Source organism: Streptomyces manipurensis (assembly GCF_049570255.1).
Classification (GTDB): Bacteria; Actinomycetota; Actinomycetes; order Streptomycetales; family Streptomycetaceae; genus Streptomyces; species Streptomyces manipurensis.
Genome location: NZ_CP186950.1, coordinates 2,026,891 through 2,053,267 on the forward strand (window position 1 = coordinate 2,026,891; position 26,377 = coordinate 2,053,267).

General features: G+C 72.1%; 27 protein-coding genes. 9 read left to right on the top strand and 18 right to left on the bottom strand.

The window, feature by feature from the left end:
- Positions 1-14: 14 nt before the first annotated feature.
- From ACPU2J_RS09345 to hisI, 4 genes are all read right to left on the bottom strand, one after another.
- Positions 15-266 (bottom strand): HGxxPAAW family protein, encoded by a 252-nt coding sequence (locus ACPU2J_RS09345; protein WP_361605449.1) that lies wholly within the window; start codon positions 264-266, stop codon positions 15-17.
- A gap of 110 nt (positions 267-376) precedes the next feature.
- Complete coding sequence (locus ACPU2J_RS09350; protein WP_423833066.1) at positions 377-1,048, bottom strand: TIGR02234 family membrane protein; 672 nt, start codon at positions 1,046-1,048, stop codon at positions 377-379.
- Positions 1,049-1,062: 14 nt separating this feature from the next.
- On the bottom strand, positions 1,063-2,553 hold the full coding sequence (locus ACPU2J_RS09355) for an anthranilate synthase component I (protein WP_420081078.1): 1,491 nt from the start codon (positions 2,551-2,553) through the stop codon (positions 1,063-1,065).
- A 13-nt stretch (positions 2,554-2,566) separates the two neighbouring features.
- Positions 2,567-2,935, bottom strand: coding sequence for a phosphoribosyl-AMP cyclohydrolase (gene hisI, locus ACPU2J_RS09360; protein WP_361605440.1), 369 nt, complete (start codon positions 2,933-2,935; stop codon positions 2,567-2,569).
- Positions 2,936-3,026: 91 nt separating this feature from the next.
- Between hisI and ACPU2J_RS09365 the strand changes: the two genes are divergently transcribed.
- The gene (locus ACPU2J_RS09365) at positions 3,027-3,659 is read left to right on the top strand and encodes a TIGR03085 family metal-binding protein (protein ID WP_361605437.1); all 633 of its coding nucleotides are present in this window, start codon (positions 3,027-3,029) and stop codon (positions 3,657-3,659) included.
- A 78-nt stretch (positions 3,660-3,737) separates the two neighbouring features.
- Here ACPU2J_RS09365 and hisF read toward each other — a convergent pair whose 3' ends face one another.
- The 8 genes from hisF to hisD are packed head-to-tail and all read right to left on the bottom strand — an operon-like array spanning position 3,738 to position 9,445.
- Positions 3,738-4,493 (bottom strand): imidazole glycerol phosphate synthase subunit HisF, encoded by a 756-nt coding sequence (gene hisF, locus ACPU2J_RS09370; RefSeq protein WP_365074395.1) that lies wholly within the window; start codon positions 4,491-4,493, stop codon positions 3,738-3,740.
- Entirely contained in the window at positions 4,493-4,879 is a 387-nt protein-coding gene (locus ACPU2J_RS09375; RefSeq protein ID WP_423833067.1) for a RidA family protein, read from the bottom strand. Before ACPU2J_RS09375 ends, hisF begins: the two co-directional genes overlap by 1 nt.
- A complete protein-coding gene (gene priA / locus ACPU2J_RS09380; protein WP_361605428.1) occupies positions 4,876-5,604 on the bottom strand; it encodes a bifunctional 1-(5-phosphoribosyl)-5-((5-phosphoribosylamino)methylideneamino)imidazole-4-carboxamide isomerase/phosphoribosylanthranilate isomerase PriA in 729 nt (242 codons plus the stop codon). Before priA ends, ACPU2J_RS09375 begins: the two co-directional genes overlap by 4 nt.
- Entirely contained in the window at positions 5,604-6,254 is a 651-nt protein-coding gene (gene hisH, locus ACPU2J_RS09385) for an imidazole glycerol phosphate synthase subunit HisH (protein ID WP_361605425.1), read from the bottom strand. The genes priA and hisH overlap by 1 nt, the downstream gene beginning before the upstream one ends.
- Positions 6,251-6,418, bottom strand: coding sequence for a hypothetical protein (locus ACPU2J_RS09390; RefSeq protein ID WP_361605422.1), 168 nt, complete (start codon positions 6,416-6,418; stop codon positions 6,251-6,253). Before ACPU2J_RS09390 ends, hisH begins: the two co-directional genes overlap by 4 nt.
- A gap of 2 nt (positions 6,419-6,420) precedes the next feature.
- Complete coding sequence (gene hisB / locus ACPU2J_RS09395) at positions 6,421-7,014, bottom strand: imidazoleglycerol-phosphate dehydratase HisB (protein WP_361605419.1); 594 nt, start codon at positions 7,012-7,014, stop codon at positions 6,421-6,423.
- On the bottom strand, positions 7,011-8,117 hold the full coding sequence (locus ACPU2J_RS09400; protein WP_399818492.1) for a histidinol-phosphate transaminase: 1,107 nt from the start codon (positions 8,115-8,117) through the stop codon (positions 7,011-7,013). The genes hisB and ACPU2J_RS09400 overlap by 4 nt, the downstream gene beginning before the upstream one ends.
- Entirely contained in the window at positions 8,114-9,445 is a 1,332-nt protein-coding gene (hisD, locus tag ACPU2J_RS09405; RefSeq protein ID WP_423833068.1) for a histidinol dehydrogenase, read from the bottom strand. Before hisD ends, ACPU2J_RS09400 begins: the two co-directional genes overlap by 4 nt.
- Before the next feature lie 125 nt (positions 9,446-9,570).
- Here hisD and ACPU2J_RS09410 point away from each other — a divergent pair, with 125 nt between their 5' ends.
- Genes ACPU2J_RS09410 through ybaK form a run of 3 tightly spaced genes read left to right on the top strand, consistent with a single transcriptional unit; the run spans position 9,571 to position 12,445 of the window.
- Positions 9,571-11,169 (top strand): oxidoreductase, encoded by a 1,599-nt coding sequence (locus ACPU2J_RS09410; protein WP_423833069.1) that lies wholly within the window; start codon positions 9,571-9,573, stop codon positions 11,167-11,169.
- Between the two features lie 34 nt (positions 11,170-11,203).
- On the top strand, positions 11,204-11,941 hold the full coding sequence (locus tag ACPU2J_RS09415) for an LON peptidase substrate-binding domain-containing protein (protein ID WP_361605410.1): 738 nt from the start codon (positions 11,204-11,206) through the stop codon (positions 11,939-11,941).
- Positions 11,942-11,950: 9 nt separating this feature from the next.
- Positions 11,951-12,445, top strand: a complete 495-nt coding sequence (gene ybaK, locus ACPU2J_RS09420; RefSeq protein WP_423833070.1) for a Cys-tRNA(Pro) deacylase — start codon at positions 11,951-11,953, stop codon at positions 12,443-12,445.
- Between the two features lie 12 nt (positions 12,446-12,457).
- On the opposite strand, the gene ACPU2J_RS09425 is transcribed toward ybaK, so the two are convergent.
- From ACPU2J_RS09425 to ACPU2J_RS09445, 5 genes are all read right to left on the bottom strand, one after another.
- Positions 12,458-13,309 (bottom strand): hypothetical protein, encoded by an 852-nt coding sequence (locus tag ACPU2J_RS09425; RefSeq protein WP_420081073.1) that lies wholly within the window; start codon positions 13,307-13,309, stop codon positions 12,458-12,460.
- Between the two features lie 98 nt (positions 13,310-13,407).
- The gene (locus tag ACPU2J_RS09430; protein ID WP_420081072.1) at positions 13,408-14,091 is read right to left on the bottom strand and encodes a hypothetical protein; all 684 of its coding nucleotides are present in this window, start codon (positions 14,089-14,091) and stop codon (positions 13,408-13,410) included.
- Between the two features lie 34 nt (positions 14,092-14,125).
- A complete protein-coding gene (locus ACPU2J_RS09435; RefSeq protein ID WP_420081071.1) occupies positions 14,126-14,998 on the bottom strand; it encodes an ABC transporter permease in 873 nt (290 codons plus the stop codon).
- Positions 14,995-16,029, bottom strand: coding sequence for an ABC transporter ATP-binding protein (locus tag ACPU2J_RS09440; RefSeq protein ID WP_399818501.1), 1,035 nt, complete (start codon positions 16,027-16,029; stop codon positions 14,995-14,997). The genes ACPU2J_RS09435 and ACPU2J_RS09440 overlap by 4 nt, the downstream gene beginning before the upstream one ends.
- A 28-nt stretch (positions 16,030-16,057) precedes the next feature.
- Complete coding sequence (locus ACPU2J_RS09445; RefSeq protein WP_389076203.1) at positions 16,058-17,356, bottom strand: NYN domain-containing protein; 1,299 nt, start codon at positions 17,354-17,356, stop codon at positions 16,058-16,060.
- A 220-nt stretch (positions 17,357-17,576) separates the two neighbouring features.
- Between ACPU2J_RS09445 and ACPU2J_RS09450 the strand changes: the two genes are divergently transcribed.
- Entirely contained in the window at positions 17,577-17,735 is a 159-nt protein-coding gene (locus tag ACPU2J_RS09450; protein ID WP_361605653.1) for a hypothetical protein, read from the top strand.
- Positions 17,736-17,824: 89 nt separating this feature from the next.
- Here ACPU2J_RS09450 and dnaE read toward each other — a convergent pair whose 3' ends face one another.
- Complete coding sequence (gene dnaE, locus ACPU2J_RS09455) at positions 17,825-21,367, bottom strand: DNA polymerase III subunit alpha (RefSeq protein WP_420081068.1); 3,543 nt, start codon at positions 21,365-21,367, stop codon at positions 17,825-17,827.
- A 171-nt stretch (positions 21,368-21,538) separates the two neighbouring features.
- Here dnaE and ACPU2J_RS09460 point away from each other — a divergent pair, with 171 nt between their 5' ends.
- The 4 genes from ACPU2J_RS09460 (at position 21,539) to ACPU2J_RS09475 (ending at position 26,227) form a co-directional block, all read left to right on the top strand.
- Entirely contained in the window at positions 21,539-22,864 is a 1,326-nt protein-coding gene (locus tag ACPU2J_RS09460) for a DUF2252 domain-containing protein (protein WP_361605659.1), read from the top strand.
- A gap of 37 nt (positions 22,865-22,901) precedes the next feature.
- Positions 22,902-23,591: a hypothetical protein gene (locus ACPU2J_RS09465; protein WP_420081066.1), complete on the top strand. Its 690-nt coding sequence runs from the start codon at positions 22,902-22,904 to the stop codon at positions 23,589-23,591.
- A gap of 47 nt (positions 23,592-23,638) precedes the next feature.
- The gene (locus ACPU2J_RS09470) at positions 23,639-24,433 is read left to right on the top strand and encodes a DsbA family protein (protein ID WP_423833071.1); all 795 of its coding nucleotides are present in this window, start codon (positions 23,639-23,641) and stop codon (positions 24,431-24,433) included.
- Between the two features lie 132 nt (positions 24,434-24,565).
- Entirely contained in the window at positions 24,566-26,227 is a 1,662-nt protein-coding gene (locus ACPU2J_RS09475; protein ID WP_420081064.1) for an alkaline phosphatase D family protein, read from the top strand.
- Positions 26,228-26,377 lie beyond the last annotated feature (150 nt).

Consider the following 26,377-nt stretch of genomic DNA (forward strand, 5'->3'; position numbering starts at 1 on the left):
TTTCCGCTCCGCGCTCAGGCCTTGGCGGGAACCTTGGAGGCTGCGATGACCTCGGCGAGGTCCTTGTGCGCGGCCTTCGGCGCACCCATGCCCGCGGCCCGCATCGCGAGGCCGACGACACCGCCGACCGCGACGACGACCATTCCGGCCCAGAAGCCGAGCGGGTTGGCGAGCACCATGAAGGCGCCGGAGATGCAGAAACCGATGAAGGCGATGATGACACCGGTCCAGGCGGCCGGGGTGTGTCCGTGGCTAGTGCCCGCCATGAGTTGCTCCTCGTTGCTCTGTCGCACTGCTTCGTCGAACGTGCGGTCCGTGTCGGACGCTCGGTGCCATTGTCCCGCACCGGGCGGCTCCGCCCACCAGGGGGGTCCGGTCAGCGGGACCGGTCGGCGCGGGAATCCCCGGTCGGGTCCTCACCGCGGTCCAGGGCCTTCCACAGATCTTCCGGCCGGTCGGGATCCACCGCCGCGGCGGTGCGCGGACGGGGACTTCCGTCACGCTCGTAGCGGCCGCCCATCGAGGGCCAGCCCTTGCCGAAGCGCAGGGCCAGCAGCCCGGAGGCCAGCAGCAGGACCGCGCCGGCGGCCGTCACGTACGGCCAAGTCGTCTGGGTCAGGCCGGCCACGTGCGCCGCGGTGTCCGCGGTCGTGCGGGCGGCCTCCGCGTCCAGGGCCCGGCGGCCGTCCGCCCCGAAGAGGGCCGACAGGCCGGCGCCCAGGCCGCTGAGCGCCAGCAGTCCGGACACCAGCAGCCGCCCCTTGCCCCGGACGGCGAAGACGGCTACCAGCGCGGCCAGGCCCACGATGGCCAGGGCCGCCGGCAGACCGGTGACCGTCCGCCCGTCCGCGGCCAGCGGGAGCGAGTCACCGCCGATCGCGGCGGTGCCCCGGGCCCAGACCCGGCCGGAGGCGAGCAGGACGACGGTGGCGCCGAGCGCGCCGAGCAGCAGCGCGACGGCCACGCTGCGGCGGCTGCTGCGGCTGTCGGGAGCCTCGGGCTCGTCGGCTTCGGTTCGGGGCGGGGGTACGGCACTCACGCACCCCACTATCCCCTACGCCCTCAGGAGCCGCCGAGGCGGTTCGCCGCTCCCACCGCGCGCAGCACCGCGGCGGCCTTGTTGCGGCACTCGTTGTCCTCCAGCTCGGGCACCGAGTCGGCGACGACACCGGCGCCCGCCTGCACGTACGCCGTCCCGTCACGCAGCAGCGCGGTACGGATGGCGATGGCCGTGTCGGAGTCCCCGGCGAAGTCCAGATAGCCCACGCAGCCGCCGTACAGACCGCGGCGGGAGGGCTCCAGCTCCTCGATGATCTGCATGGCGCGCGGCTTGGGCGCACCGGAGAGCGTGCCGGCCGGGAAACAGGCGGTGAGCACGTCGAAGGCCGTCCTCCCCTCGGCCACGCGCCCCGTCACGGTCGAGACGATGTGCATGACGTGGGAGTAGCGCTCGATCGACATGAAGTCGACGACCTCCACCGACCCCGGCTCGCAGACCCGTCCGAGGTCGTTGCGGCCCAGGTCGACGAGCATCAGGTGCTCGGCGCGCTCCTTGGGGTCGGCCAGCAGCTCCTCGGCCAGGTCGTTGTCCTCCTGCGGGGTCGCGCCCCGGTGCCGGGTGCCCGCGATCGGGTGGACCATGGCCCGGCCGTCCTCGACCTTGACCAGCGCCTCCGGGCTCGACCCGACCACGTCGAAGCCGTTCTCGAACCGGAAGAGGTACATGTACGGGGACGGGTTGGTGGCCCGCAGCACCCGGTAGACGTCCAGCGCGGACGCCCGGCACGGGGTCTCGAACCGCTGCGAGGGCACCACCTGGAAGGCCTCGCCGGCCCGGATGCGCTCCTTGATGTCCTCGACGGCCGCCTGGTACTTCTCGCCGCCCCAGAGCGCGGAGAACTCGGGCAGCTCGGAGGCCGGCAGCGGGGCCGGCACGTACGGGGCCGGACGCGCCAGGTCCGCCTCCATGGCGTCGAGGCGGGCCACCGCGTCCGCGTACGCCTCGTCCACCCCGGACTCGAGGTCGTTGTGGTTGATGGCGTTCGCGATCAGCTGGACGGTGCCGTCCCAGTGGTCCATGACCGCGAGGTCGGAGGTGAGCAGCATCGTCAGCTCCGGCAGCTTCAGGTCGTCGCTGCCGTGCTCGCCGATGCGCTCCAGGCGGCGCACGATGTCGTAGCCCAGGTAGCCGACCATGCCGCCGGTGAAGGGCGGCATCTCCCCCGCCAGGTCCCGGGGGGTGTGCAGGGCCTCCACGGTGGCGCGCAGGGCCTCCAGGGGGTCGCCGTCGGTGGGTACGCCGACGGGCGGGGTGCCGATCCAGTGGGCGCGGCCGTCCCGGGCCGTCAGGGTCGCGTCGCTGCGCACCCCGACGAAGGAGTACCGGGACCAGGAACGGCCGTTCTCCGCGGACTCCAGGAGGAAGGTGCCGGGGCGTTCGGCGGCGAGCTTGCGGTAGAGCCCGACGGGGGTGTCCCCGTCGGCGAGCAGCTTGCGGCTCACGGGGATGACGCGGCGGTCGGCCGCGAGCTTGCGGAACGTCTCAAGATCCATCGAGGGGCCCCTACTAGTCGGCTGCGCGGAGGAGGACGTCTTCGTCGAAGCAGGTGCGGGCCCCGGTGTGGCAGGCGGCGCCCACCTGGTCGACCCGGACGAGCACGGTGTCGCCGTCGCAGTCGAGGGCGACGGACTTGACGTGCTGGAAGTGGCCGGAGGTGTCCCCCTTCACCCAGTACTCCCGACGGCTGCGGGACCAGTACGTGCAGCGGCCGGTGGTCAGGGTGCGGTGCAGGGCCTCGTCGTCCATCCACCCGAGCATGAGCACCTCACCGGTGTCGTACTGCTGGGCGATGGCCGGTACCAGGCCGTCGGCGGAGCGCTTGAGGCGCGCGGCGATGGCGGGGTCGAGGCGGTCGGGGCGGGGGGACGTACTCATGCAGCCATTGTGCCGGGCGCGGACGGGCGGAATGATCCATGTCCGCAGGATGGGCGGGCGTCCCGCACGATACGGCCGTAGGCTGGCCCGCATGTCTACCCATGCGAAGCGTGAACGCCTGCTGCTGGCGGACCTGTTGGAGGCGGCCGGTCCGGAGGCCCCCACGCTGTGCGACGGCTGGACCTGTCGCGACCTCGCCGCGCACGTGGTCGTGCGGGAGCGGCGGCCGGACGCGGCGGGCGGGCTCGTGCTGGGCGTCCTGAAGGCCCGCCTGGACAAGGCCATGGCGGAATACACGGCCAAGCCGTACGAGGAGCTGATCCAGCTCATCCGGACCGGGCCGCCGCGGCTGTCCCCCTACGCGCTGAAGCAGATCGACGAAGCGGCGAACGCGGTGGAGTTCTACGTCCACGCCGAGGACGTCCGGCGGGCGCAGCCGGACTGGTCCCCGCGGGAGCTGGACCCGGTCTTCTCGGACGCGCTGTGGTCACGGCTGGAGAAGCTGGCCCGCCTGACGGGACGCCGCTCGCCGGTGGGCCTGGTGCTGAGGCGCCCGAACGGGCAGACGGCGGTGGCTCACAAGGGTGCGCCGGTGGTGACGGTGACGGGCGAGCCGGGTGAGCTGACGCTGTTCTGCTTCGGGCGGCAGGCGTCGGCGGCGGTCACGCTGGACGGCGAGAAGGACGCGGTGGCGGCCCTGACGGTGGCGGCCCTGGGCATCTGACCGCCGTTTCCCGTCTGCGGCCCGGTGGCCGGGCCGCAGACGGGAAACGGCCCGCACCTCCCCCCGGGAGGGGAGGGGTCAGCGGATCGGGTGGCCCGACTTGGCGAGGGCCGACTTCACTTCGGCGATCCGCAGGTCGCCGAAGTGGAACACCGACGCCGCGAGCACCGCGTCCGCACCCGCCTCGATCGCCGGGGCGAAGTCCCCGAGCCGCCCCGCGCCGCCGGAGGCGATCACCGGGACCGTGACGTGCTTGCGCACGGCCGCGATCATCTCGGTGTCGTAGCCGTCCTTCGTGCCATCGGCGTCCATGGAGTTCAGCAGGATCTCCCCGGCGCCCAGCTCGGCCGCCCGGTGCGCCCACTCGACGGCGTCGATGCCGGTGCCCCGGCGTCCGCCGTGGGTGGTGACCTCGAAGGAGCCGTCGGCGGTGCGGCGGGCGTCCACCGACAGGACGAGGACCTGCCGTCCGAAGCGCTCGGCGATCTCCTGGATGAGCTCGGGGCGGGCGATGGCGGCCGTGTTGACGCCGACCTTGTCGGCTCCGGCGCGCAGCAGCTTGTCGACGTCGTCGGCGGTGCGGACGCCGCCGCCGACGGTGAGCGGGATGAAGACCTGCTCGGCGGTGCGGCGGACCACGTCGTAGGTGGTCTCGCGGTTGCCGGAGGAGGCGGTGATGTCGAGGAAGGTCAGCTCGTCGGCGCCCTCGGCGTCGTACAGCTTGGCCATCTCCACCGGGTCGCCGGCGTCGCGCAGGTTCTGGAAGTTGACGCCCTTGACGACGCGGCCGTTGTCCACGTCGAGGCAGGGGATCACCCGTACGGCGAGGGTCATCACGCCACCTCCCCGTACGCCTCGACCTCGACCTCGACGACCATGCCGGGGTCGACGAAGCCGGAGACGATCAGCATGGTGGCGGCGGGGCGGACGGTGTCGAAGAGGGTCTTGTGGGCGCGGCCCACTTCGTCGACGTCCCGGGCGTGCGTGAGGTACATCCGGGTGCGGACGACGTTCTCCGGTCCCAGTCCGGCGTCGGCGAGCGCCTTGAAGGCGACCTCGAAGGCCTTGACGGTCTGGTCGTAGGGCCCGCCGGCGTCGGCGGCGGTGCAGCCGGAGACGAGGACGAGGCCGTTCGGGAGCTGCACGGCGCGGGAGTAGCCGATGACGTCCTCGTAGGGGCCGCCGGAGGAGATGCGGCGGATGTCGGAGGCGCTGCTCATGCGGAGACCACCTTCAGGGCTTCTTCCAGGGTGAAGGCCTTGGCGTACAGGGCCTTGCCGACGATCGCGCCCTCGACGCCGAGGGGGACCAGGTCGGAGAGGGCCCGCAGGTCGTCGAGGGAGGAGATGCCGCCGGAGGCGACGACGGGCCGGTCGGTGGCGGCGCAGACGTTGCGCAGGAGCTCCAGGTTGGGGCCGGTGAGCGTGCCGTCCTTGCCGATGTCGGTGACGACGTAGCGGGCGCAGCCCTCGGAGTCGAGGCGGGCGAGGGTCTCGTAGAGGTCGCCGCCCTCGCTGGTCCAGCCGCGGCCCTTGAGGGTGGTGCCGCGGACGTCGAGGCCGATGGCGATCCTGTCGCCGTGTTCGGCGATGGCCTTGGCGGCCCACTCGGGGGTCTCCAGGGCGGCGGTGCCGAGGTTCACGCGGGTGCAGCCGGTGGCGAGGGCCGCGGCGAGCGAGGCGTCGTCGCGGATGCCGCCGGACAGTTCGACCTTGATGTCCATGGCGCGGGTGATCTCGGCGACGAGGGCGCGGTTGTCGCCGGTGCCGAAGGCGGCGTCGAGGTCGACCAGGTGGAGCCATTCGGCGCCGGCGGCCTGCCAGGCGAGGGCGGCGTCGAGGGGGGATCCGTAGGAGGTCTCGCTGCCGGAGACACCGTGGACGAGGCGGACGGCCTGGCCGTCGCGGACGTCGACCGCGGGGAGCAGTTCAAGCGTGTTCGGCATCAGAGGGTCTCGATCCAGTTGGTGAGGAGCTGGGCGCCGGCGTCGCCGGACTTCTCGGGGTGGAACTGGGTGGCCCACAGGGCCCCGTTCTCGACCGCCGCCACGAAGCGTTCGCCGTGGGTGGCCCAGGTGACCTTGGGGCCCCGGATCCTGGGGTTGGTGACCTCCAGGGTCCAGTCGTGGGCCGCGTAGGAGTGCACGAAGTAGAAGCGGGCGTCGTCGTCGAGGCCGGCGAAGGCCTGGCTGTCGGCGGGGGCGTCGACGGTGTTCCAGCCCATGTGGGGGACGACGGGGGCCTTGAGGGGGCCGACCGTGCCGGGCCACTCGTCGAGGCCCTCGGTCTCGACGCCGTGCTCGATGCCGCGTTCGAAGAGGATCTGCATGCCGACGCAGATGCCCATGACCGGGCGGCCGCCGGAGAGCCGGCGGCCGATGATCCAGTCGCCGCGGGCGTCCTTGAGGCCCTTCATGCACGCGGAGAAGGCGCCGACGCCGGGGACGAGGAGTCCGTCGGCGTCCATGGCCTTGTCGTAGTCGCGGGTGATCTCCACGTCGGCGCCGACGCGGGCGAGGGCGCGTTCGGCGGAGCGGACGTTGCCGAAGCCGTAGTCGAAGACCACGACGGTCTTGGTGGGGTTGGCTGCGCTCATGCCCAGATACCTTCGATCCGCAGGACTCCGGCGGCGAGGCACATCGCGGAGCCGATGGCGAGCAGGACGACGACCGACTTGGGCATCTGCTGCTTCTGGAAGGAGTAGACGCCGCCGGCCAGGAAGAGGCCGACGACGATCAGGATGGTGTTGAGGCCGTTCACGACTAGAGGGCGCCCTTCGTGGAGGGCAGGATGCCGGCCGCTCGCGGGTCGAACTCGGCGGCGTAGCGCAGGGCGCGGGCCAGGGCCTTGAACTGGCATTCCACGATGTGGTGGGCGTTGCGGCCGTACGGGACGTGGATGTGCAGGGCGATCTGGGCCTGCGCCACGAAGGACTCGAAGATGTGCCGGGTCATCGTGGTGTCGTAGGAGCCGATCATGGGCGCCATGTTCTCGGGCTCGGTGTGCACGAGGTAGGGGCGGCCGGAGAGGTCGACGGTGACCTGGGCGAGGGACTCGTCGAGCGGCACGGTGCAGTTGCCGAAGCGGTAGATGCCCACCTTGTCGCCGAGGGCCTGCTTGAAGGCGGCACCGAGGGCGAGGGCGGTGTCCTCGATGGTGTGGTGGGAGTCGATGTGCAGGTCGCCGTCGGTCTTGACGGTGAGGTCGAAGAGGCCGTGGCGGCCGAGCTGGTCGAGCATGTGGTCGTAGAAGCCCACGCCCGTCGAGACGTCGACCTTGCCGCTGCCGTCGAGGTTTATCTCGACGACGACGGAGGTCTCCTTGGTGGTCCGTTCGACCCGTCCGATGCGGCTCATGCGTGCTGCTCCTTCTTCAGTGCGCGAACCGCTTCCAGGAACGCGTCGTTCTCCGCCGGGGTGCCCGCGGTGACCCGCAGCCGTCCCGGTACGCCGTTGTCCCGGACCAGGACGCCCTGGTCGAGGATCTTCTGCCAGGCGGTGTGCGAGTCCTCGAACGTCCCGAACTGGACGAAGTTGGCGTCGGACTCGGTGACCTCGTAGCCGATGGCCCGCAGTTCGGTGACGAGGCGGTCCCGTTCGGCCTTGAGCTGCTCGACGTAGCCGAGCAGGGTGTCGGTGTGTTCCAGGGCGGCCAGGGCGGTCGCCTGGGTGACGGCCGACAGGTGGTAGGGCAGGCGCACCAGCTGTACGGCGTCGACGACGGCGGGGTGCGCCGCCAGGTAGCCGAGGCGCAGGCCCGCCGCGCCGAAGGCCTTGGACATGGTCCGGGAGATCACCAGGTGGGGGCGGCCCTCGATGAGGGGCAGCAGGGAGTCCCGGTGGCTGAACTCCACGTAGGCCTCGTCGACGACGACCAGGGACGGCTTGGCCGCCTGGGCCGCCTCGTAGAGGGCGAGGACGGTCTCCGCGTCGACGGCGGTGCCGGTGGGGTTGTTGGGGGAGGTGATGAAGACGACGTCGGGTGCGTGCTCGGCGATCGCCCGCTCGGCCGCTTCCACGTCGATCGTGAAGTCCTCGCGGCGCGGGCCGGAGATCCAGCCGGTGCCGGTGCCGCGGGAGATCAGCGCGTGCATGGAGTAGGAGGGTTCGAAGCCGATCGCGGTGCGGCCGGGCCCGCCGAAGGTCTGCAGCAGCTGCTGGAGGACCTCGTTGGAGCCGTTGGCGGCCCAGACGTTCTCGGGCCCGACCGGGTGCTTGCCGGTACGGGTGAGGTAGGCGGCGAGGCCGGCGCGCAGCTCGACCGCGTCCCGGTCGGGGTAGCGGTTGAGGGTGCGGGCGGCGTCGGCGACGCGTTCGGCGATGCGTGCGACGAGCTCGGCGGGCAGCTCGTAGGGGTTCTCGTTGGTGTTCAGCTGGACGGGCACGTCGAGCTGAGGGGCCCCGTAGGGGGACTTTCCGCGCAGTTCCTCGCGGATGGGGAGGTCGTCGATCCCGGTCACTGCTGGGGCACCTTCCATCCGAAGCGCGCCTTGAGGGCGGCGCCGTGCGCGGGCAGGTCCTCGGCCTCGGCGAGGGTGACCACGTGGTGGGTGACCTCGGCCAGGGCGTCGCGCGTGTAGTCGACGATGTGGATGCCGCGCAGGAAGGACTGCACGGACAGGCCGGAGGAGTGGCAGGCGCAGCCGCCGGTGGGCAGGACGTGGTTGGAGCCGGCGCAGTAGTCGCCGAGGGAGACCGGGGCCCAGGGGCCGACGAAGATCGCGCCGGCGTTGCGGACGCGGGCGGCCCAGGCGGCGGCGTCGGCGGTCTGGATCTCCAGGTGTTCGGCGCCGTAGGCGTCGACGACCTTGAGGCCGTCCTCCAGGCTGTCGACCAGGACGATCGCGGACTGCTTGCCGGCGAGGGCGGGCTTGATCCGGTCCTCGATGTGCTTGGTGGCGGCGACCTGCGGCTCCAGCTCCTTCTCGACGGCGTCGGCGAGGTCCGCGGAGTCCGTGACGAGGACGGCCGCGGCGAGCGGGTCGTGCTCGGCCTGGCTGATCAGGTCGGCGGCGACGTGCACGGGGTCGGCGGTGGAGTCGGCGAGGACGGCGATCTCGGTCGGGCCGGCCTCGGTGTCGATGCCGATGCGGCCGGTGAAGTAGCGCTTGGCGGCGGCGACCCAGATGTTGCCGGGGCCGGTGACCATGTTGGCGGGCGGGCAGCCGTCGGGGCCGGAGGTGCCGTAGGCGAACATCGCGACGGCCTGGGCGCCGCCGGCTGCGTACACCTCGTCCACGCCGAGCAGCGCGCACGCCGCCAGGATGGTGGGGTGCGGCAGGCCGCCGAACTCCTTCTGCGGCGGGGACGCGAGCGCGACGGACTCGACGCCCGCCTCCTGGGCCGGTACGACGTTCATGACGACGGAGGACGGGTACACCGAGCGGCCGCCGGGGGCGTACAGGCCCACGCGCTCGACGGGAACCCACTTCTCGGTCACGGTGCCGCCGGGAACCACCTCGGTGGTGTGCTCGGTGCGGCGCTGGTTGCGGTGCACGATCCGGGCGCGCCGGATGGACTCCTCCAGGGCGGCGCGGACGGCCGGGTCGAGCTGTTCCAGGGCGTCCGTGAGGGCCTGTGCGGGTACCCGGACCTGCGAGAGTTCGACCCCGTCGAACTTCTGCGCGTACTCGATCAGCGCCGCCGTGCCGCGATGATGGACGTCCTCGCAGATGGGCCGCACCTTCTCCAGGGCGGCTTCCACGTCGAACTCGGCACGGGGCAGCAGGTCGCGCAGGGCGCCGCCCTCGGGGAGGGCGGCACCGCGCAGGTCGATACGAGAGATCACCTCCCAATTCTCTCAGACCGCCTCGCACCACCGTCCGCCCGTATCACTGGCTGATACACGCCCCGGACGTCACGGGCGCCCGTTAGCGTTCGCCTACATGTACACGACAGCGGAGGGGGGCCGCCGTGGCCGAGGCGCGCGCGGGCGAGGAGCCGGAGGATCTCACCGCTCCCGAGCGGCGGATGTGGGAGGCCTTCCGCACGGGCAGCGTGTGCGACCTCAGCACCCGCACCGCCGGGCAGGACGACCCGCACTCCGACCGGGTGTGGGGCCCCGGCCGCAGCGTCCGCGCCGAGGTGGTGGCCCTGCTCCTGCTGCACGGGCCGCCCCCGGTGCCGGGCCGGGTGCCCTCCCTGAAGCTGCGCGGCGTACGGGTCACCGGGCGGCTCGACCTGTCCGGCGGCGCGGTCGCCCCGTACGTGGAGCTGCAGTCCTGCCGCTTCGACAGCGAGATCCAGCTGTCGGAGGCCCGGGTCGGCACGCTGCGGCTGGTCAACTGCGCGGTGCCGCGGCTGGAGGCCTCCCGGCTGCACACCGAGGGTGACCTGCACCTGCCGCGCTGCCGGGTGACGCGCGGGATCCGGCTGACCGACGCGCAGATCGGCACGGACCTGCTGGTCAGCCAGGCCGTGGTGCAGCGCGACGCCAAGGGCCGGGCGATCGCCGCCGACGGGCTGTCGGTCGCGCAGGACTTCCAGGGGGAGCTGCTGGAGACGTACGGCGAGGTGAGCCTGCGCGGCGCGAAGGTCGGCGTGTCGATGAACCTGCGCGGGGCCCGCCTGCACAACCCCTACGGCCGGCACGCGCTGAACGCCCCGCAGCTGACGGTCGAGCGGACCCTGTACCTGACCTCGATCGCCGCGGACCGGGGGCCGGGCGGCTCCGGCTCCGCCACTCCCCCGTACGGACTGGGCCGGACGGGGGGTCGCGGCGGGCACGGGCAGCGCTTCGAGTGCCGGGGCGGGCTCCGGCTGGACGACGGCCGGTTCGGGGACGCCGTGGACTTCCACGGGGCGCGGTTCCTGCTGACCGACGAGCAGGAGATCTCCCTGCGGCGCATCCAGACCCCCGAGTTCCGTTTTGTCGGGGAGGGGCCCGAGCGCGGGCGGGTGGTGGTCTCGGGGGCCAAGGTGGTCAGGCTCGTCGACACCTCCACGAGCTGGCCGGGCCCGGGCGCGCTGTCCATCGAGGGGTTCCAGTACGAGATCCTCGCGCCCCGGGGCCATTTCCCGCTGGCCCGGCGGCTGGCCTGGCTGGAGGCCGCCACGCCCGAGTACTCGCCGGAACCGTACGAGCGGCTGGCGGCGGTCCTGCGGGCGAGCGGCGAGGACGCGGAGGCCCGCGAGGTGCTGCTCGCCAAGCAGCGGCGGCGCCGGGCCACGCTGCCGCCGGGCCCGAAGGCGTGGGGGTACCTCCAGGACTGGACGGTGGTCTACGGCTACCGGCCCGGCCGGGCCGCCCTGTGGATGGCGGTGCTGTGGGCGGCGGGGACGCTGTTCTTCTCCCGGCTCGACCCGCCCGCCCTCAAGGAGGACGAGCACCCGCAGTGGAGCGCCCCGCTGTACGCCCTGGACCTGCTGCTGCCGGTGATCGACCTCGGCCAGCAGGGCCAGTGGAAACTGGCGGGCGGCTGGCAGTGGGGGGCGGCGGGCCTCGTCGTCATGGGCTGGATCCTGGCCACCACGGTGGCGGCGGGGGCCTCCCGGCTGCTGCGCCGGGGGTGACGGGCGCAGTCTCCGGACGATTACGCTGTGCGTCGTGACCACCGTTCGCCTGCCCCTCTTCCCGCTGAACTCGGTGCTGTTCCCGGGACTCGTCCTCCCGCTGAACATCTTCGAGGAGCGGTATCGCGCCATGATGCGCGAGCTGCTGAAGGCGGGCGAGGACGACCCGCGCCGTTTCGCGGTCGTCGCCATCCGCGACGGCCGGGAGGTCGCCCCGACCGCGCCCGGGCTGCCGGACCCGACCTCCGTGCCCGAGCGGGGCCCGGCCGCCGGTTTCGGCGCCGACCCCATCCAGGCCTTCCACCGGGTGGGCTGTGTGGCGGAGGCGGCGACGATCCGCGAGCGGGAGGACGGCAGCTTCGAGGTCCTCGCGACCGGTACGACCCGGGTCCGGCTGCTCTCGGTCGACGCCTCGGGGCCCTTCCTGACGGCGGAGCTGGAGGAGCTCCCGGAGGACGCGGGCGACGGCGCCGGGGTCCTCGCGGAGGGGGTGCTGCGGGCCTTCCGCAGCTACCAGAAGCGGCTGGCCGGGGCCCGCGAGCGCTCGCTGACGGGCGCGGAGCTCCCCGACGAGCCGTCGGTGGTGTCGTACCTGGTGGCAGCGGCCGCGGTGCTGGACATCCCGGCGAAGCAGCGGCTGCTGCAGGCCCCCGACACCGCGACCCGGCTGGCGGAGGAGCTGAAGCTGCTGCGTACGGAGACGGCGGTGATCCGGCACCTCCCCTCCCTGCCGGCGGTGGAGCTGACCCGTACCCCGACGAGCCCGAACTGACGGAAGACGATGGCGAAGAAGACGAAGCAGGCGGCCGGCACCCCGGCGATCGTGGCTCTCACGGCGGCCGGCGTGCCCTTCACCACCCACGCGTACGAGCACGACCCGGCGCACCCCTCGTACGGCGAGGAGGCGGCCGAGGCGATGGGCGTGTCGCCCACGCAGGTCTTCAAGACCCTGGTGGCGGACGTGGACGGCGTCCTGACGGTGGCGGTGGTCCCGGTCTCGGGTTCGCTGGACCTGAAGGCGCTGGCGACCGCGGTGGGCGGCAAGCGGGCCGCGATGGCCGATCCGGCGCTGGCGGAGCGCACGACGGGCTACGTCCGCGGCGGGATCTCCCCCCTCGGGCAGCGCAAGCGGCTGCGGACGGTGATCGACGAGTCGGCCACGGCCCATACGACGATCTGCTGTTCGGCGGGGCGCCGCGGCCTGGAGGTCGAGCTGTCGGCGTCGGACCTGGCCGCGCTGACCTCGGCCACCCTGGCCCCGATCGCCCGCGCGTAGGAGCCGGGGGCGCTACGGCCGTTCGAGGGCCTGGAGCACACCGCCGACGGAGAAGCACAGGGCGCCGGTCAGCGTGCCCCAGTTGGCGACGCCCTCGCTGACCAGGTCGCCGGTGCCGGGCCGGGTGAACGCGGCGACGGCCGAGACCATGAAGAGCACCGACCCGAGCTGGTTCACGGCGACGATCCACCAGCCGAGGCTGCGCCGGTGCAGGCACGGCCAGGGCCGGTGGCAGATCTCGGCGAACGCCAGGTGGCCGGAGATCAGGAACAGCACGCACCCGATGACGTCGGGAGTCCAGATCAGCCGGTTGGTCTGCTGCACGGAGAGCCCCTGGAGGAAGCTGTCCAGCAGGTTGACGCCGAAGACGAGGGTCCCGACGAACAGCACGAAGGTGCTGAGCCAGTCCAGGCGCATCGGCTCGTACCCCCACCACCTCCAGCGGGAGGTGACCAGCCGGCCGCCGTCCGCGGTGTGGCGGGGCGCGTTCAGCACCTGGAGCAGCGAGACGTAGCCCCCGGTGTTGAAGAACAGGCCGCCGGCGAAGTAGACGGCGGCGCTCTCCATGGCGTCGCCCGAACCGAACTGGGAGAGCGCGGCGCCGAGGGCGAAGAGGGCCCCGCCGACGACGAACGCCGCGGACGCGACCGCGTTGAGCCTGCGCAGGCGGGTGAGGCCCGCGGGCTCGGCGGTCGCGGCATGTGCCGCGCCCTCTCCCGGTCCGCTGACCGACAGCACGCCGCGCCTGCGGGCGGGCCGTGACTCCCACACCACCGTCCCGCCCTCGGGGCGGTTCCAGGTGCGCCGGGTGGTGAACGGTCCTGCGCCGTCGGCGCGTGGCTCGGGCTGCTCGGGCTGTCCCACGGCGAGAGCGTAGCCGCGGGCCCGGTGCCCGCCCGGGGAGCGAAACGTACCTTTCCGGGGCGCGCCGGATCAGGGGCGCGCCGTCACCGGCAGGAGGTTCAGGGGCGCGGGGTCTCCGGCGCGGCCGGGGGCCCGGTCTCCGCGGAGGGCGCGGTGGCGGTCGGCGCCTCGGGCGCCCGGTAGTAGCCGCTCCAGCCGAAGTCGGGCTCCGGATCCGGGTCCCGCGGCCCCCACAGCGCCGTCAGCCCCAGGTGCAGCAGTACGGCGGCCATCGGCCAGGCGAGCAGCGCCCCGTGCGCGAGCAGCTGGAGCGGCGCGTCGAACGGCACTCCCTTGCCCGCCCGGGCGGCGGCGGCCACCAGGTCGGTCGACGGCCCCAGCCACAGCCCGAACCGCCACCCGGCCAGGGCGGCGAAGCAGGATCCGACGGCGAGGCCGACCACCAGCGGCACTCCGCCGGTGCGGCGCCACAGGAACACGCCGACTGCGCTGAGCACGCCCAGACCCACCGACAGCAGGAAGAAGGTCCCGTCGGCGGCGATCCGCGCCTCGCTCTCGGTGTTGCGCAGGAACACCGCCTCGCCGTTGGAGACGTACTGGACTCGCGGCGCCAGCCAGACCCACAGCAGTCCGAGGAGCAGACCGGCCACCCCGACCACGAGGGCCACGACGGCCCCGTCGCGGACGTCCGCGGGGGTGATGGCCCCGGGGGCGGCGCCCGGCTTCTCGGGCGGCGGCGACGGCGGGTCGAACGGGGACGGCGGGGTCACGGCTTCGGTCACCCCCACATCGTGCCAGGTGCGGCCGTCCTCGGCGTCAGCGGACCGCTGCCCGCCGGTACGCCCAGGTGGCGACGGCCAGCGAGACCACGCCCACGGCCGCGCACACGCCGAGGTCGACGGCGACGGCGCTCCAGTCGGGCCGCGCCTCGAAGGTCCGTGCGAACGCCTCCACCCCGTAGGTGGACGGCAGCAGGTCCCGGGCCCACACGATCGGCTCGGGCATCCGCTCGGGCGGCAGCACGCCCAGCAGCAGCGCCGCCGACATGCCGAGCTGCCCGGCCAGCGTGGCGAGCTCCTGGCGCGGGGCCAGCAGTCCGAGCGCCGCGCCGAGCCCGGCGAGGGCGGCCCCGGCCAGCGGCACCACTGCCGCGAGGATCCACAGTCCGCTCATCGGCAGCCCGAAGAGCAGGCAGCCGAAGACGGCGGTGGCCAGGGTCCCGGGCAGGGTGAAGGAGGCGTACGCGCCGGCCGCGCCCAGCACCACCGAGGCGGGCGGTACGGGCAGGGTGGCGTAGTGGTCGAGACCGCCGCCGGCCCGTAGCTGGCCGAAGTACTGCGCGAGCAGGTTCAGCGCGACGAAGGCGACGACGAGCACGGAGGAACCGGCGACGACGGCCCTGGCCTCCGTGCCCCCGTCGACGACGCCCCGCATGAGGATCATGATGCCGACGGACTGGAAGGTGGCGACGAACAGCAGCGGGATCCGGGCCACGCGGGCCCGGGACAGCTGCGCCCGGTACACGGCGGCCAGGGCCGGGAAGAACCGGGCGCGGGGCGCCAGCGGCGCGGGCCGCGGGGTCCGTGTGTGCTCCGCGGTGGCGGCCGCCTGCGTACCGGCGGGGGCGGGGAGCGGCGGGGCCTCGGGCGCGAGCACGGCCCGGGCGGCCCCCGTCGGACGGTCGCTCACGACTTCACCAGCCCTTTCGTCTTGCCGCCGAGGGCCAGGTACACGTCTTCGAGGCTGGGGGTGGCCAGGGTGAAGTCGTCGAGCGCGGCGAAGGCCGGTCCGCCGGTGATCGAGGCGACCGCCGCCCTGGCCTCGTCGGGCTCCAGCCGGAGCACCCAGCGGCGCCCCGATTCGGTGGCCCGGTCACGCAGCCGGGCGACTTCGGGCACCGCGAGCGGGGCCTCGTCGCGCCACACCAGGTCGAGCCGGACCTCTCCGGAGACGGCGGCCTTCAGCGCGGCCGGGGTGTCGCAGGCGATGACCTTGCCCTGGTCGATGACGGCGACCCGGTCGAGGACGGTCTCGGCCTCGATGACGTTGTGGGTGACGAGCAGGACGGTGGCGCCGTGCTCGGCGCGGCGCCGGTCGACGGCGGACCAGACGGCGCGCCGGGCGACCGGGTCCATGCCGGTGGTGGGTTCGTCGAGGACGAGGACGGGGCGCTCGCCGACCAGGGCGGCGGCGAAGCAGGCGAGGCGCCGCTGGCCGCCGGAGAGCTTCTTGAGGGGCCGTCCGGCGATCGCGGTCAGTCCGAGTTCGTCCAGGACGGCGTCGCGGGCGGTGCGGGCGGTGCGGGCGTCGAGTCCGCGCAGCCGTCCGGTGGTCTCGGCGGCCAGGGAGACGGTCAGCTCGTCGAGGGCGGTGGACTCCTGGCCCAGGTAGGCGAGCAGCCGGGAGGCGCGTCCGGGGTGGCGCACGAGGTCGTGGCCGAGGAGGTCGATGCTGCCGGAGTCGGGCCGGAGCAGGCCGGTGAGCTGGCGGACCAGGGTGGACTTGCCGGCGCCGTTGGGGCCGAGCAGGCCGAAGATCTCGCCGCGCCGCACGTCGAGGTGGATCCCGTCGTTGGCGCGGGTCTCGGGCAGGGCGGGTGCCCCGCGGCCTCCGCGTACGGCGGGATAGGTCTTGACCAGGTCACGCACCGCGCAGACCACGTCCGACGCCGCTCCCGCGGCGGCCGCCGTGCTGTCCGCGTGTGCTGTGCCCGTACTCACGAGGGAGCAGCCTACGGGGTTCCCGGCCCTACTCGGTGGCCGGGGTCAGCGGGGCGGCGAGTTCGCCGTTGGTACCGCCGGGTACGGCGGCCACGTGTTCGGCGGCGGCGCGGACGTCGATCTCGCGCCAGAACCCGGCGCGGATGGCGTAGCGGTCGTGTTCGTCGATCTGGTCGTCCTTGTGGGCGAGCAGGCCGAACCGGGCGGCGTAGCGCAGCAGCTCGCCGTCGATGCGGTGCGGGATCCGCGGGTACATCGTGGCGAGTTTCTGGAGGTGTCCGGTGTCGGGGAGACGTTCCATCCACCGCCGGGCGAACACCTGGCCGACCTCGAACGGGTCCCCACCGACGGTGGTGATGTCCTCCTCGCGGTCGGCCCAGCGCTGTTCGGCGCTGGTGAGCTGGGCGAGGGTGGGGAGGGAGGCGGTCTCGGCGGGTTCGCCGAGCGGTCCGGCGCGGTCGATCCAGCCCTTGTCGGAGGACCAGCGCAGGGCGCTGGTGGGGGTGGGTGTGCTCGCGGCGGCCTGGGGGCCGCCGTGGTGGCCGGGGGCGGCGCGCAGGGCGCCGGCGAGGTCTTTGGGGGTGGGTACGGGTTTGCCCCCGGGGGCGGTGGGCGCCGGTACGGGGGTTCCCTCGCGCGTGTCGTCGCCGGTGGTGGTGGCGGTGCCGTTGCGGGCGGCTTCGGCGAGTGCGGCCTCGGGGAGGGGCGCGGAGAGGATGGCGGCGATGTCGGGGCGGGGCACGGGCGGCGGGGAGCACAGCCCGGAGAGGTCCCTGGCGCGGACGGCCCGGGTGATCCAGGCCCGGTCGAGGACGCGGCGTTCGTCGGCCTCGGCGACGAGGTCCTCGGACTGGTTGTAGTCGCCGTCGGCGGCCTGGACGGCCCAGAGGTGGACGGCGACGCCGTGTTCCTTGGCGGACATCAGGCCGGGCAGCAGGTCTCCGTCCCCGGTGACCAGGACCACGTCGGAGCAGGCGCGGTTGCGGGCGAGCTCGGTGAGCTCGGCGTGCATGGCGGCGTCGACGCCCTTCTGGGCCCAGCGTCCGTCGCTGCGGGTCAGGGCGCCGAGGCGGACGGTGACGCGGGGCATGACGCGCAGCCGGCGGTGTTCGGGCTGGGGCACCCGGTCGGGTGCGCCGTCGAACCAGTAGATGCGCAGCAGGGGCTGTTCGGTGTCGGCTTCGGCGCGCTCGCGCAGGCCCTGGATGAGGGCGGCGTGGTCGACGGTGATCCGGGAGCGGGAGGGCTCCCCGGCGAGAAGGCTGGCGGCGGCGCCCAGCAGGTAGCCGGCGTCCACCAGGACGACGCAGCGGTCCACGCGTTCCACCCTCTTCCCTGGGGGTCCCTCGTGTTTTTCACGGGTTCCCCGAGTCTGCCCGACCTCAAGGGTGTTGAAGGCCGGAACTCGATCATCGGCGTGGCGGATGTCACGTTCCGGTGGGGCGAGGGGCGCGGCTACACGTAGTAATGATCCAAAATGCGCGGTTTGTGGCGCTGTGTGAGTGTGAAGGCGGTCCTGGCCCCTAGACCCTCACGGAGGCTCCACCATGGCCAAGAACAAGCAGCAGAAGCAGCCGAAGCAGCAGCGCTCGACCGGACAGGATCCGACGCGCAGCTCGGACGGCTCCCCGGAGCAGTCCTCCCAGGCGCCGAGCCCGATGGAGATGGCCCACAAGAGCAAGCAGAAGAAGTTCGGCCACAACTGACGCCTTCGCGTCGGTCTGTGACGTTCCGAAGCCGGAAGGGCCTGCCCGGTGGTGCCGGGCAGGCCCTTCCGTGTGGTGCGTGAGAGGCGCTATCCGGCCAGGCAGGACGGGCCGAGCAGCACCTTGAGGTCGCCGAAGAGGGCGGGGTCGGGCTGGACGCGGTGCCGGTCGAGGCGCAGCACGGTGGTGGTGCGCGGGCCCTGGAGCTTGATGCGGACCTCGGTGTTGCCCTTGTGGTGGCGCAGGATCTCGCCCAGACGGGTCACCATCGGCGGGGTGACCTTGACGGTGGGGATGGTGAGTACGACGGGCGCGTTGGTGCCGGCCGAGGAGAGGTCGGGGACCATCATCTCCATGGCGACCAGGCGGGGGACGTCCTCGCGCTTGTCGAGGCGGCCCTTGACGAAGACGACGGTGTCCTCGACCAGCTGGGTGGAGACGAGCTGGTAGGTCGCGGGGAAGAACATGCACTCGATGGAGCCGGCGAGGTCCTCGACGGTGGCGATGGCCCAGGCGTTGCCCTGCTTGGTCATCTTGCGCTGGAGGCCGGAGATGATGCCGCCGATGGTGACGACGGCGCCGTCGGCGTGCTCGCCGCCGGTGAGCTGGGAGATCCCGGCGTCCGTCTTGTCGGACAGGACGTGCTCCAGGCCGAAGAGCGGGTGGTCGGAGACGTAGAGGCCGAGCATCTCGCGCTCCTGGGCGAGCAGGTAGGACTTCTCCCACTCGACGTCGGAGAACTCCACGTCGAGCCCGAAGCCGGGCTCGTCGCCGCCGCTCTCGTCACCCATTCCGCCGAAGAGGTCGAACTGTCCCTCGGCCTCCTTGCGCTTGACCGCGACCACGTTGTCGATCATCGATTCGTGGTGGGCGACCAGGCCCTTGCGGGTGTGGCCCATCTCGTCGTAGGCGCCGGCCTTGATCAGTGACTCGACGGTGCGCTTGTTGCAGACGACGGCCTCGACCTTGTCGAGGAAGTCGGGGAAGGAGGAGTACTTCCCCTTGGCCTTGCGCGTCTTGATGATCGACTCGACGACGTTCTGGCCGACGTTGCGGACGGCGGTGAGGCCGAAGAGGATCACGTCGTCGCCCTGGGCGGCGAAGTTCGACTCGGACTCGTTGACGTTCGGCGGGAGCACCTTGATGCCCATGCGGCGGCACTCGTTGAGGTAGATCGCGGACTTGTCCTTGTCGTCCTTGACCGAGGTGAGCAGACCCGCCATGTACTCGGCGGGGTAGTTCGCCTTGAGGTAGGCGGTCCAGTAGGAGACCAGCCCGTAGGCGGCGGAGTGGGCCTTGTTGAAGGCGTAGCCGGCGAAGGGGACCAGGACGTCCCAGAGCTTCTGGATGGCCTCGTCACTGTATCCGTTCTTGCGGGCGCCCTCCTGGAAGATGGTGAAGTTCTTCGCCAGCTCCTCGGGCTTCTTCTTGCCCATGACGCGGCGCAGGATGTCGGCCTCGCCGAGCGAGTAGCCGGCGATGATCTGGGCGGCCTTCTGCACCTGCTCCTGGTAGACGATCAGGCCGTAGGTGACCGCGAGCACCTCTTCGAGCGGCTTCTCCAGCTCGGGGTGGATCGGGGTGATCTCCTGCTGCTTGTTCTTGCGCAGGGCGTAGTTCGTGTGGGAGTTCATGCCCATCGGGCCCGGGCGGTACAGGGCCGACACGGCGGAGATGTCTTCGAAGTTGTCGGGCTTCATCAGGCGCAGCAGGGAGCGCATGGGCCCGCCGTCGAACTGGAAGACGCCGAGGGTGTCGCCGCGGCCGAGCAGTTCGAAGGTCTTGGGGTCGTCGAGCGGGAGGGCCAGGAGGTCGATGTCGATCCCCTTGTTGGCCTTCACCATCTTGACGGCGTCGTCCATGATCGTGAGGTTGCGCAGGCCGAGGAAGTCCATCTTCAGCAGGCCGAGCGACTCGCAGCTCGGGTAGTCCCACTGGGTGATGGTGACGCCGTCGGTGTGCCGCACCCAGACGGGCACGTGGTCGGTGATCGTCTCGCTGGACATGATCACGCCGGCGGCGTGCACGCCCATCTGGCGGACCAGGCCCTCCACACCGCGGGCGGTGTCGATGACCTTCTTCACGTCGGGCTCGTTCTCGTACATGCTGCGGATCTCGCCGGCCTCGCTGTAGCGGGGGTGGGCGGGGTCGAGGATGCCGGAGAGGGGGATGCCCTTGCCGAGGACGTCGGCGGGCATGGCCTTGGTGAGGCGGTCGCCCATGGCGTAGGGGTAGCCGAGGACGCGCGCGGAGTCCTTGATCGCGTTCTTGGCCTTGATGGTGCCGTAGGTGCCGATCATGGCGACCTTGTCCTGGCCGTACTTCTCCGTGACGTACCGGATCACCTCGACGCGCCGACGCTCGTCGAAGTCGATGTCGACGTCGGGCATGGAGACGCGCTCGGGGTTCAGGAAGCGCTCGAAGATCAGGCCGTGCGGGATGGGGTCGAGGTCGGTGATGCCCATGGCGTAGGCGACGATCGAGCCGGCCGCGGAGCCTCGGCCGGGGCCGACCGCGATGCCCTGGTTCTTCGCCCACATGATGAAGTCGGCGACGACGAGGAAGTAGCCGGGGAAGCCCATCGAGATGATCGTGTCCATCTCGTACTCGACCTGCTTCATGCGGTCCTCGGGGATGCCCCCGGGGAAGCGGCGGTGCATGCCGCGCATGGTCTCCTCGCGGAACCAGGTGACCTCGGTGTAGCCGTCCGGGATGTCGAACTTCGGCATCAGGTTCCGGAAGGTGAACATGCCCTCGGTGTCGATCTGGTCCGCGACCAGCCTGGTGTTGGCGCAGCCCTCCTGCCAGGCGTCCGAGGAGTCGATCGCGTACATCTCGTCGGTCGACTTCAGGTAGTAGCCGGAGCCGTCGAAGCGGAAGCGGTCGGGGTCCGAGAGGTTCTTGCCGGTCTGGATGCACAGCAGGGCGTCGTGGGCGCCGGCCTCGCTCGCGTACGTGTAGTGCGAGTCGTTCGTGACCAGCGGCGGGATGCCGAGCTTCTTGCCGATCTCCAGCAGACCGTCGCGGACCCGGCGCTCGATCTCGATGCCGTGGTCCATCAGCTCCAGGAAGTAGCGGTCCTTGCCGAAGATGTCCTGGTACTCGGAGGCGGACTTGAGGGCCTCGTCGAACTGGCCGAGGCGCAGCCTGGTCTGCAGCTCGCCGGAGGGGCAGCCGGTGGAGGCGATCAGCCCCTCGGACCACTGGCTGATGGTCTCCTTGTCCATGCGGGGCCACTTGGTCAGCCAGCCCTCGGCGTAGGCGTCGGAGGACAGCCGGAAGAGGTTGTGCAGGCCGGTGACGTTCGCCGCCCAGATCGTCTTGTGGGTGTAGCCGCCGGAGCCGGAGACGTCGTCGCGCTTCTGGTGCGGCTGGCCCCACTGGATGCGCCGCTTGTTGCGCCGGGACTCGGGGGCGACGTACGCCTCGATGCCGATGATCGGCGTGATGCCGGCCTTCCGGGCGGAGTGGAAGAAGTCGTAGGCGCCGTGCAGGTTGCCGTGGTCGGACATGGCGATGTGGGACATGCCCATCTCGTTGCACGCGTTGAACATGTCCTTCAGCCGCGCGGCACCGTCCAGCAGCGAGTACTGGGTGTGGACGTGCAGGTGCGTGAACGGCGTCTTGGTCACGGCGCTGGTCTCCTGGCGGCGGGGGGAGGGGGCAGCTTCGAATCCTACGTCCCGCGGGTGACAGATCCGGGGCACGCAGCGGTACGGTCGGGCGTTGCAGAACCAGGGGCACCGGTCCGGCGTCCAGTCCGGCAGAGCCCGTACCACCCCGTGCACCAGGAGGAACCCGCCATGGCGGTCCCCGAGACGACCGACGAGCAGCGCGCCGAGCAGATCCTCGACGTGTTCGACACCGCGTTCGGAGAGCTGCAGGCCGCGGACCCCGCCGCCTTCCGCGTCAAGTTCCGCAAGATGGCCGCCTCGGCCTTCGCCTTCTACCGCGGTACGGCCTGCCTGTTCTACTCCGACCTGGAGCGGGACCGGCACGGCGGCCCCTACCTGGACGAGCGGACGGGCCGGGTGTGGATCCACGGCGATCTCCACGCCGAGAACTTCGGCACCTACATGGACTCCAACGGCCGGCTGGTCTTCAACGTCAACGACTTCGACGAGGCGTACGTCGGCCCCTTCACCTGGGACCTCAAGCGCTTCGCCGCCTCCGTCGCCCTGATCGGCTACACCAAGGCCCTCAGCGACGACCAGATAAGCGAGCTGGTGCGGATCTACGCCGGGGCCTACCGCGAGCGGATCCACCGGCTGGCGAAGGGCGCCAAGGACGAGGAGGTGCCCTCCTTCACCCTGGACACCGCCGAGGGCCCGCTGCTGGACGCCCTGCGCGCGGCCCGCTCCCGCACCCGGTTCTCGCTCCTGGACTCCATGACGGAGATACGGGACTACGAGCGCCGCTTCTCCTCCGGCGGCGGCGCCGTCGAGCTGGACGCCGCCACCCGGTACAAGGTGCTGGCCGCCTTCGACGGCTATCTGGAGACCCTGCCGGACGAGTCCCTGGTGCGGCCGGACTCCTACCGGGTCAAGGACGTGGTGGGGCGCCGCGGCGTCGGCATCGGCTCGGCGGGCCTGCCCTCGTACAACATCCTGCTGGAGGGCCACAGCGACGCCCTGGAGAACGACGTCGTGATCTACCTCAAGCAGGCGCAGACCCCGGCGGCCTCCCGGCACATCACCGACCGGGCGGTGCGGGAGTACTTCCGGCACGAGGGCCACCGCACGGTGATCTCCCAGCGGGCCCTGCAGGCGCACGCCGACCCGTGGCTGGGCTGGACCGAGCTGGACGGGGCGGGCCAGCTCGTCGCCGAGGTGTCCCCCTACGCGGTGGACCTGGACTGGTCCGACCTGGACGACCCGGAGGAGATCGCGGCGGTCGTCGCGGACCTCGGCCGGGCGACGGCGACCATGCACGGCGCCGCCGACGAGGACGAGAGCGGGCACACGCTGGTGCCGTTCTCCACCGAGCGGGCCATCGACGCGGCGATCGCCGCGGACGAGGAGGGCTTCGCGGAGCTGCTGGTGGACTTCGCGCACGCGTACGGGGCCCGGGCGCGCGCCGACCACCAGATCTTCGTGGACCTGTTCCGCAACGGGCGTCTCACCCCCTGAAACGGCGTCCACAGGAACACGTGACACACTCGCGAGGATGGATTTTTCCGGGAAGGGACTCAGAGGGCTGCGGGCCGCGCTGTTCAGCGCCGTCGTCGTGCTGCTCTCCTCCGGGTCCCACGTCCTGATGTCCCGGGTCCCGCTGCCGCCCGCGCTGGTGGCCGGGGCCTTCGCGGGCGTGTTCGTGATCGCCTTCGCGCTCGCCGGCCGCGAACGGGGCTTCGGCCCCATCGCCGGGCTGCTCGTACCGCTGGAGCTGGCCGCCGACACCGTCTTCACCGCGGGCCAGCACCTCTGCTACGGCCCGGCCGGCGGGCCCGTCTCGGGGCCGCTGCGCGCCATGGGCCTGGAGGAGCTGTGCGGGGGCTCCCCGGTGGGCGGTCCGCTCACCGAGGTGAGCGGGCCGGCCGCCGACGCGGCCGCGCTGCTGGCGTCACCGGGGCCCTACACGCCGTGGCTGCTGCTCGGCGCGCACGTCGCGGTGGGGCTGCTGGCCGCCTCCTGGCTGCACCACGGCGAGCGGGCCCTGGGCCGGCTGCTGGGTGCGGTGGCCGCCTTCGCGTTCCGGCCGCTGCGCCTGGCCGCGGCGGCCGTCACGGCGGCGCGCGGGCCGGTGCGGCGGGCGCTGCGGCCGGCACCGGCCGGCGCCGGGGCCCTTACCCGCTTCCCCGCACACTCCGTGGGACGGCGGGGACCGCCCGTGTCCGGCGCGCTCGCGCGCGCCTGACCCGCGTACGGCAGTCCCTCACCGCGTCACACACCACGGAGATCATCATGAGTTCACGCAACAGCCAGGCGAACAAGGCGGCGGCCCGCGAGCGGCTGCGCGCCGAGCGCGAGGCGCAGGCCAAGAAGGACAGGGTCCGTCGGCAGGTCATAGTCGGCGTCGGTGTCGTGGCCGCGCTGGGGCTGGCAGGCGGCATCGCCTACGGCGTCATGAAGGCCAGCGAGCCCGACTACTGGGAGAAGGCCGCGACGGCCCAGCTGGTCACCCCGAAGAACGCCACGGGCGAGGACGGCACCACCGTGGTCGTCGGCAAGGCCGACGCGAAGAAGACCCTGGAGCTGTACGAGGACTCCCGCTGCCCGGCGTGCGCCTCCTTCGAGCAGGCGGTGGGCGAGCAGATCAAGAAGGACGTCGACGCGGGCAAGTACAAGCTCCGGTACGTCGGCGCCACCTTCATCGACAACGCCGTCAAGGGCGAGGGCTCGAAGAACGCGCTGAGCGCGCTGGGCGCGGCGCTGAACGTCAGCCCGGAGGCCTTCCTGGAGTTCAAGGGGGCGCTGTACTCCAAGGAGCTGCACCCCGAGGAGACCGTCGACAGCTTCGCCAAGGACGACTACCTGCTGAAGGTCGCGGACACCGTTCCGGCGCTCAAGGGCAATGCCGAGTTCAAGAAGGCCGTCGAGGACGGCACGTACGACCGGTGGGCGCTGGAGATGTCGAAGAGCTTCGAGAAGTCGGGCGTGAAGGGTACGCCGACCCTGAAGATGGACGACAAGAAGATCGACACCCCGCAGACCGCCGAGCAGTTCACGGCGGCGATCGACAAGGCGCTGCAGGGCTGACGCCGGCGGGGCGCCGGGTGGCGCCCCGCCGCATGCGCTGCGCCAACGGGCGGGCGGACTCCCAGAGTTCGCCCGCCCTTTGCATTCCCACGTCTGTTCCCGAGGGTGTACCCGTCGGTAATATGATCATCCGTGACCAGTCATCTCACCTCCTCTCAGACCACGGCAACTCCCCGTCGCCGCACGGTCGTTCTGGCTGCCGCGGCCACTGCCGCGCTTGCCCCCCTCACCTCGCTGGGCGCCTCGGCCGCCCATGCGGCGGGCGCCGCTCCTTCCTTCCTCCACGGCGTCGCCTCCGGCGACCCGCTGCCCGACGGGGTCCTGCTGTGGACCCGCGTCACCCCCACCCCGGACGCCGTCCCCGGCTCCGGCCTGGGCGCCGCCACCCAGGTCGGCTGGGAGATCGCCTCTGACCAGGGCTTCTCCCAGGTCGTGGCGTCCGGGGCGGTCACGGCTACCGCCGCCACCGACCACACGGTCAAGGTGGACGTGCGGGGCCTGCGGCCGCAGACGCCCTACTGGTACCGCTTCACGGCGGGTACCACCGTCTCCCCCGTCGGCCGGACGCTGACCACGCCGGCCCACGAGACGACGACCGCGGGGGTCCGGTTCGGCGTGGTGTCCTGCGCCAACTGGGAGTCGGGCTACTTCTCGGCCTACCGCCACCTGGCCGCCCGTACGGATCTGCACGCGATCCTGCACCTGGGTGACTACATCTACGAGTACCAGAGCGGGGGCTACCCCGAGGCGAAGTACGTGGTGCGCCGGCACGAGCCGCAGCACGAGATCGTCACGCTGGCCGACTACCGGACCCGGCACGGCAGGTACAAGACGGACGCCGACCTCCAGGCCCTGCACCGCGCCCACCCGGTCATCGCCATCTGGGACGACCACGAGCTGGCCAACGACGCGTGGTCCGGCGGGGCCGAGAACCACACGCCGGGCGCCGAGGGCGAGTGGGCGGCCCGTGCGGCCGCCGCGAAGCAGGCGTACTTCGAGTGGATGCCCGTACGCGCCTCCATCGCCGGGACCGTCTACCGCCGGCTGCGCTTCGGCACCCTCGCCGACCTGCACCTGCTGGACCTGCGGTCGTTCCGCTCGCAGCAGGCCAAGCTGGGCAGCGGTTCGGTGGACGACCCCGAGCGCACCCTGACCGGGCGCGCCCAGCTGGACTGGCTCAAGTCCGGCCTGGCGGGCTCGACGGCCACCTGGAAGCTGGTGGGCACCTCGGTGATGATCTCGCCGGTGGCCTTCGGCTCGCTGCCCGCGCACCTGCTGGCGCCGCTCACCAAGCTGCTCGGCCTGCCCGAGGGCGGCATCGCCATCAACGTGGACCAGTGGGACGGCTACACGGACGACCGCAAGGAGCTGCTGGGCCACCTGAAGGAGCGCGGCGTCAAGAACACCGTGTTCCTGACCGGGGACATCCACATGGCCTGGGCGAACGAGGTCCCGGTGAACATGGCCACCTACCCGGGCTCGGGCACGGCGGCGACCGAGTTCGTCGTCACGTCGGTGACCTCGGACAACATCGACGACCTCCTGCACGTGCCGGCCGACACCGCCTCACTGGTCGCCGAGTCGGCCATCAAGGCCGCCAACTGGCACGTGAAGTGGCTCGACATGGACTCCCACGGGTACGGCGTGCTGGACGTGACGGCGGAGCGGTCCCAGATGGACTACTACGTCGTCTCGGACAAGCGGCAGCCGGGCGCGACGTCCGCGTGGAGCCGGTCGTACCGGACCCTGAACGGCACGCAGAAGGTGGAGCGGATCCACCAGCCCGTCCACTGATCGACTGTCGAATCTCCTGCCACATGGGGCGCCCGGGACATTCCAGGCGCCCCATGTGCGTGGTCGGCAACAAATCTTTTACGTAAGGCCCTTGACCTGAATATGTCATGGACACATAAGCTTCCCGCCAGCTGAAGAAGATCTTCACGC

Bases quoted from the DNA above. Each gene is read 5' to 3' on its own strand.
- hisF (WP_365074395.1), bottom strand. From the start codon at position 4,493: ATGACCCTCGCCGTACGGGTGATCCCCTGCCTCGACGTGGACAACGGC.
- hisI (WP_361605440.1), bottom strand. From the start codon at position 2,935: ATGAGTACGTCCCCCCGCCCCGACCGCCTCGACCCCGCCATCGCCGCG.
- ACPU2J_RS09450 (WP_361605653.1), top strand. From the start codon at position 17,577: ATGGCCAAGAACAAGCAGCAGAAGCAGCCGAAGCAGCAGCGCTCGACC.
- ACPU2J_RS09345 (WP_361605449.1), bottom strand. From the start codon at position 266: ATGGCGGGCACTAGCCACGGACACACCCCGGCCGCCTGGACCGGTGTC.
- hisB (WP_361605419.1), bottom strand. From the start codon at position 7,014: ATGAGCCGCATCGGACGGGTCGAACGGACCACCAAGGAGACCTCCGTC.
- ACPU2J_RS09470 (WP_423833071.1), top strand. From the start codon at position 23,639: ATGAGTTCACGCAACAGCCAGGCGAACAAGGCGGCGGCCCGCGAGCGG.
- hisH (WP_361605425.1), bottom strand. From the start codon at position 6,254: ATGAGCGCAGCCAACCCCACCAAGACCGTCGTGGTCTTCGACTACGGC.
- ACPU2J_RS09460 (WP_361605659.1), top strand. From the start codon at position 21,539: ATGGCGGTCCCCGAGACGACCGACGAGCAGCGCGCCGAGCAGATCCTC.
- ACPU2J_RS09355 (WP_420081078.1), bottom strand. From the start codon at position 2,553: ATGGATCTTGAGACGTTCCGCAAGCTCGCGGCCGACCGCCGCGTCATC.
- ACPU2J_RS09365 (WP_361605437.1), top strand. From the start codon at position 3,027: ATGTCTACCCATGCGAAGCGTGAACGCCTGCTGCTGGCGGACCTGTTG.
- priA (WP_361605428.1), bottom strand. From the start codon at position 5,604: ATGCCGAACACGCTTGAACTGCTCCCCGCGGTCGACGTCCGCGACGGC.
- ACPU2J_RS09375 (WP_423833067.1), bottom strand. From the start codon at position 4,879: ATGAGCAGCGCCTCCGACATCCGCCGCATCTCCTCCGGCGGCCCCTAC.
- ybaK (WP_423833070.1), top strand. From the start codon at position 11,951: ATGGCGAAGAAGACGAAGCAGGCGGCCGGCACCCCGGCGATCGTGGCT.
- ACPU2J_RS09465 (WP_420081066.1), top strand. From the start codon at position 22,902: ATGGATTTTTCCGGGAAGGGACTCAGAGGGCTGCGGGCCGCGCTGTTC.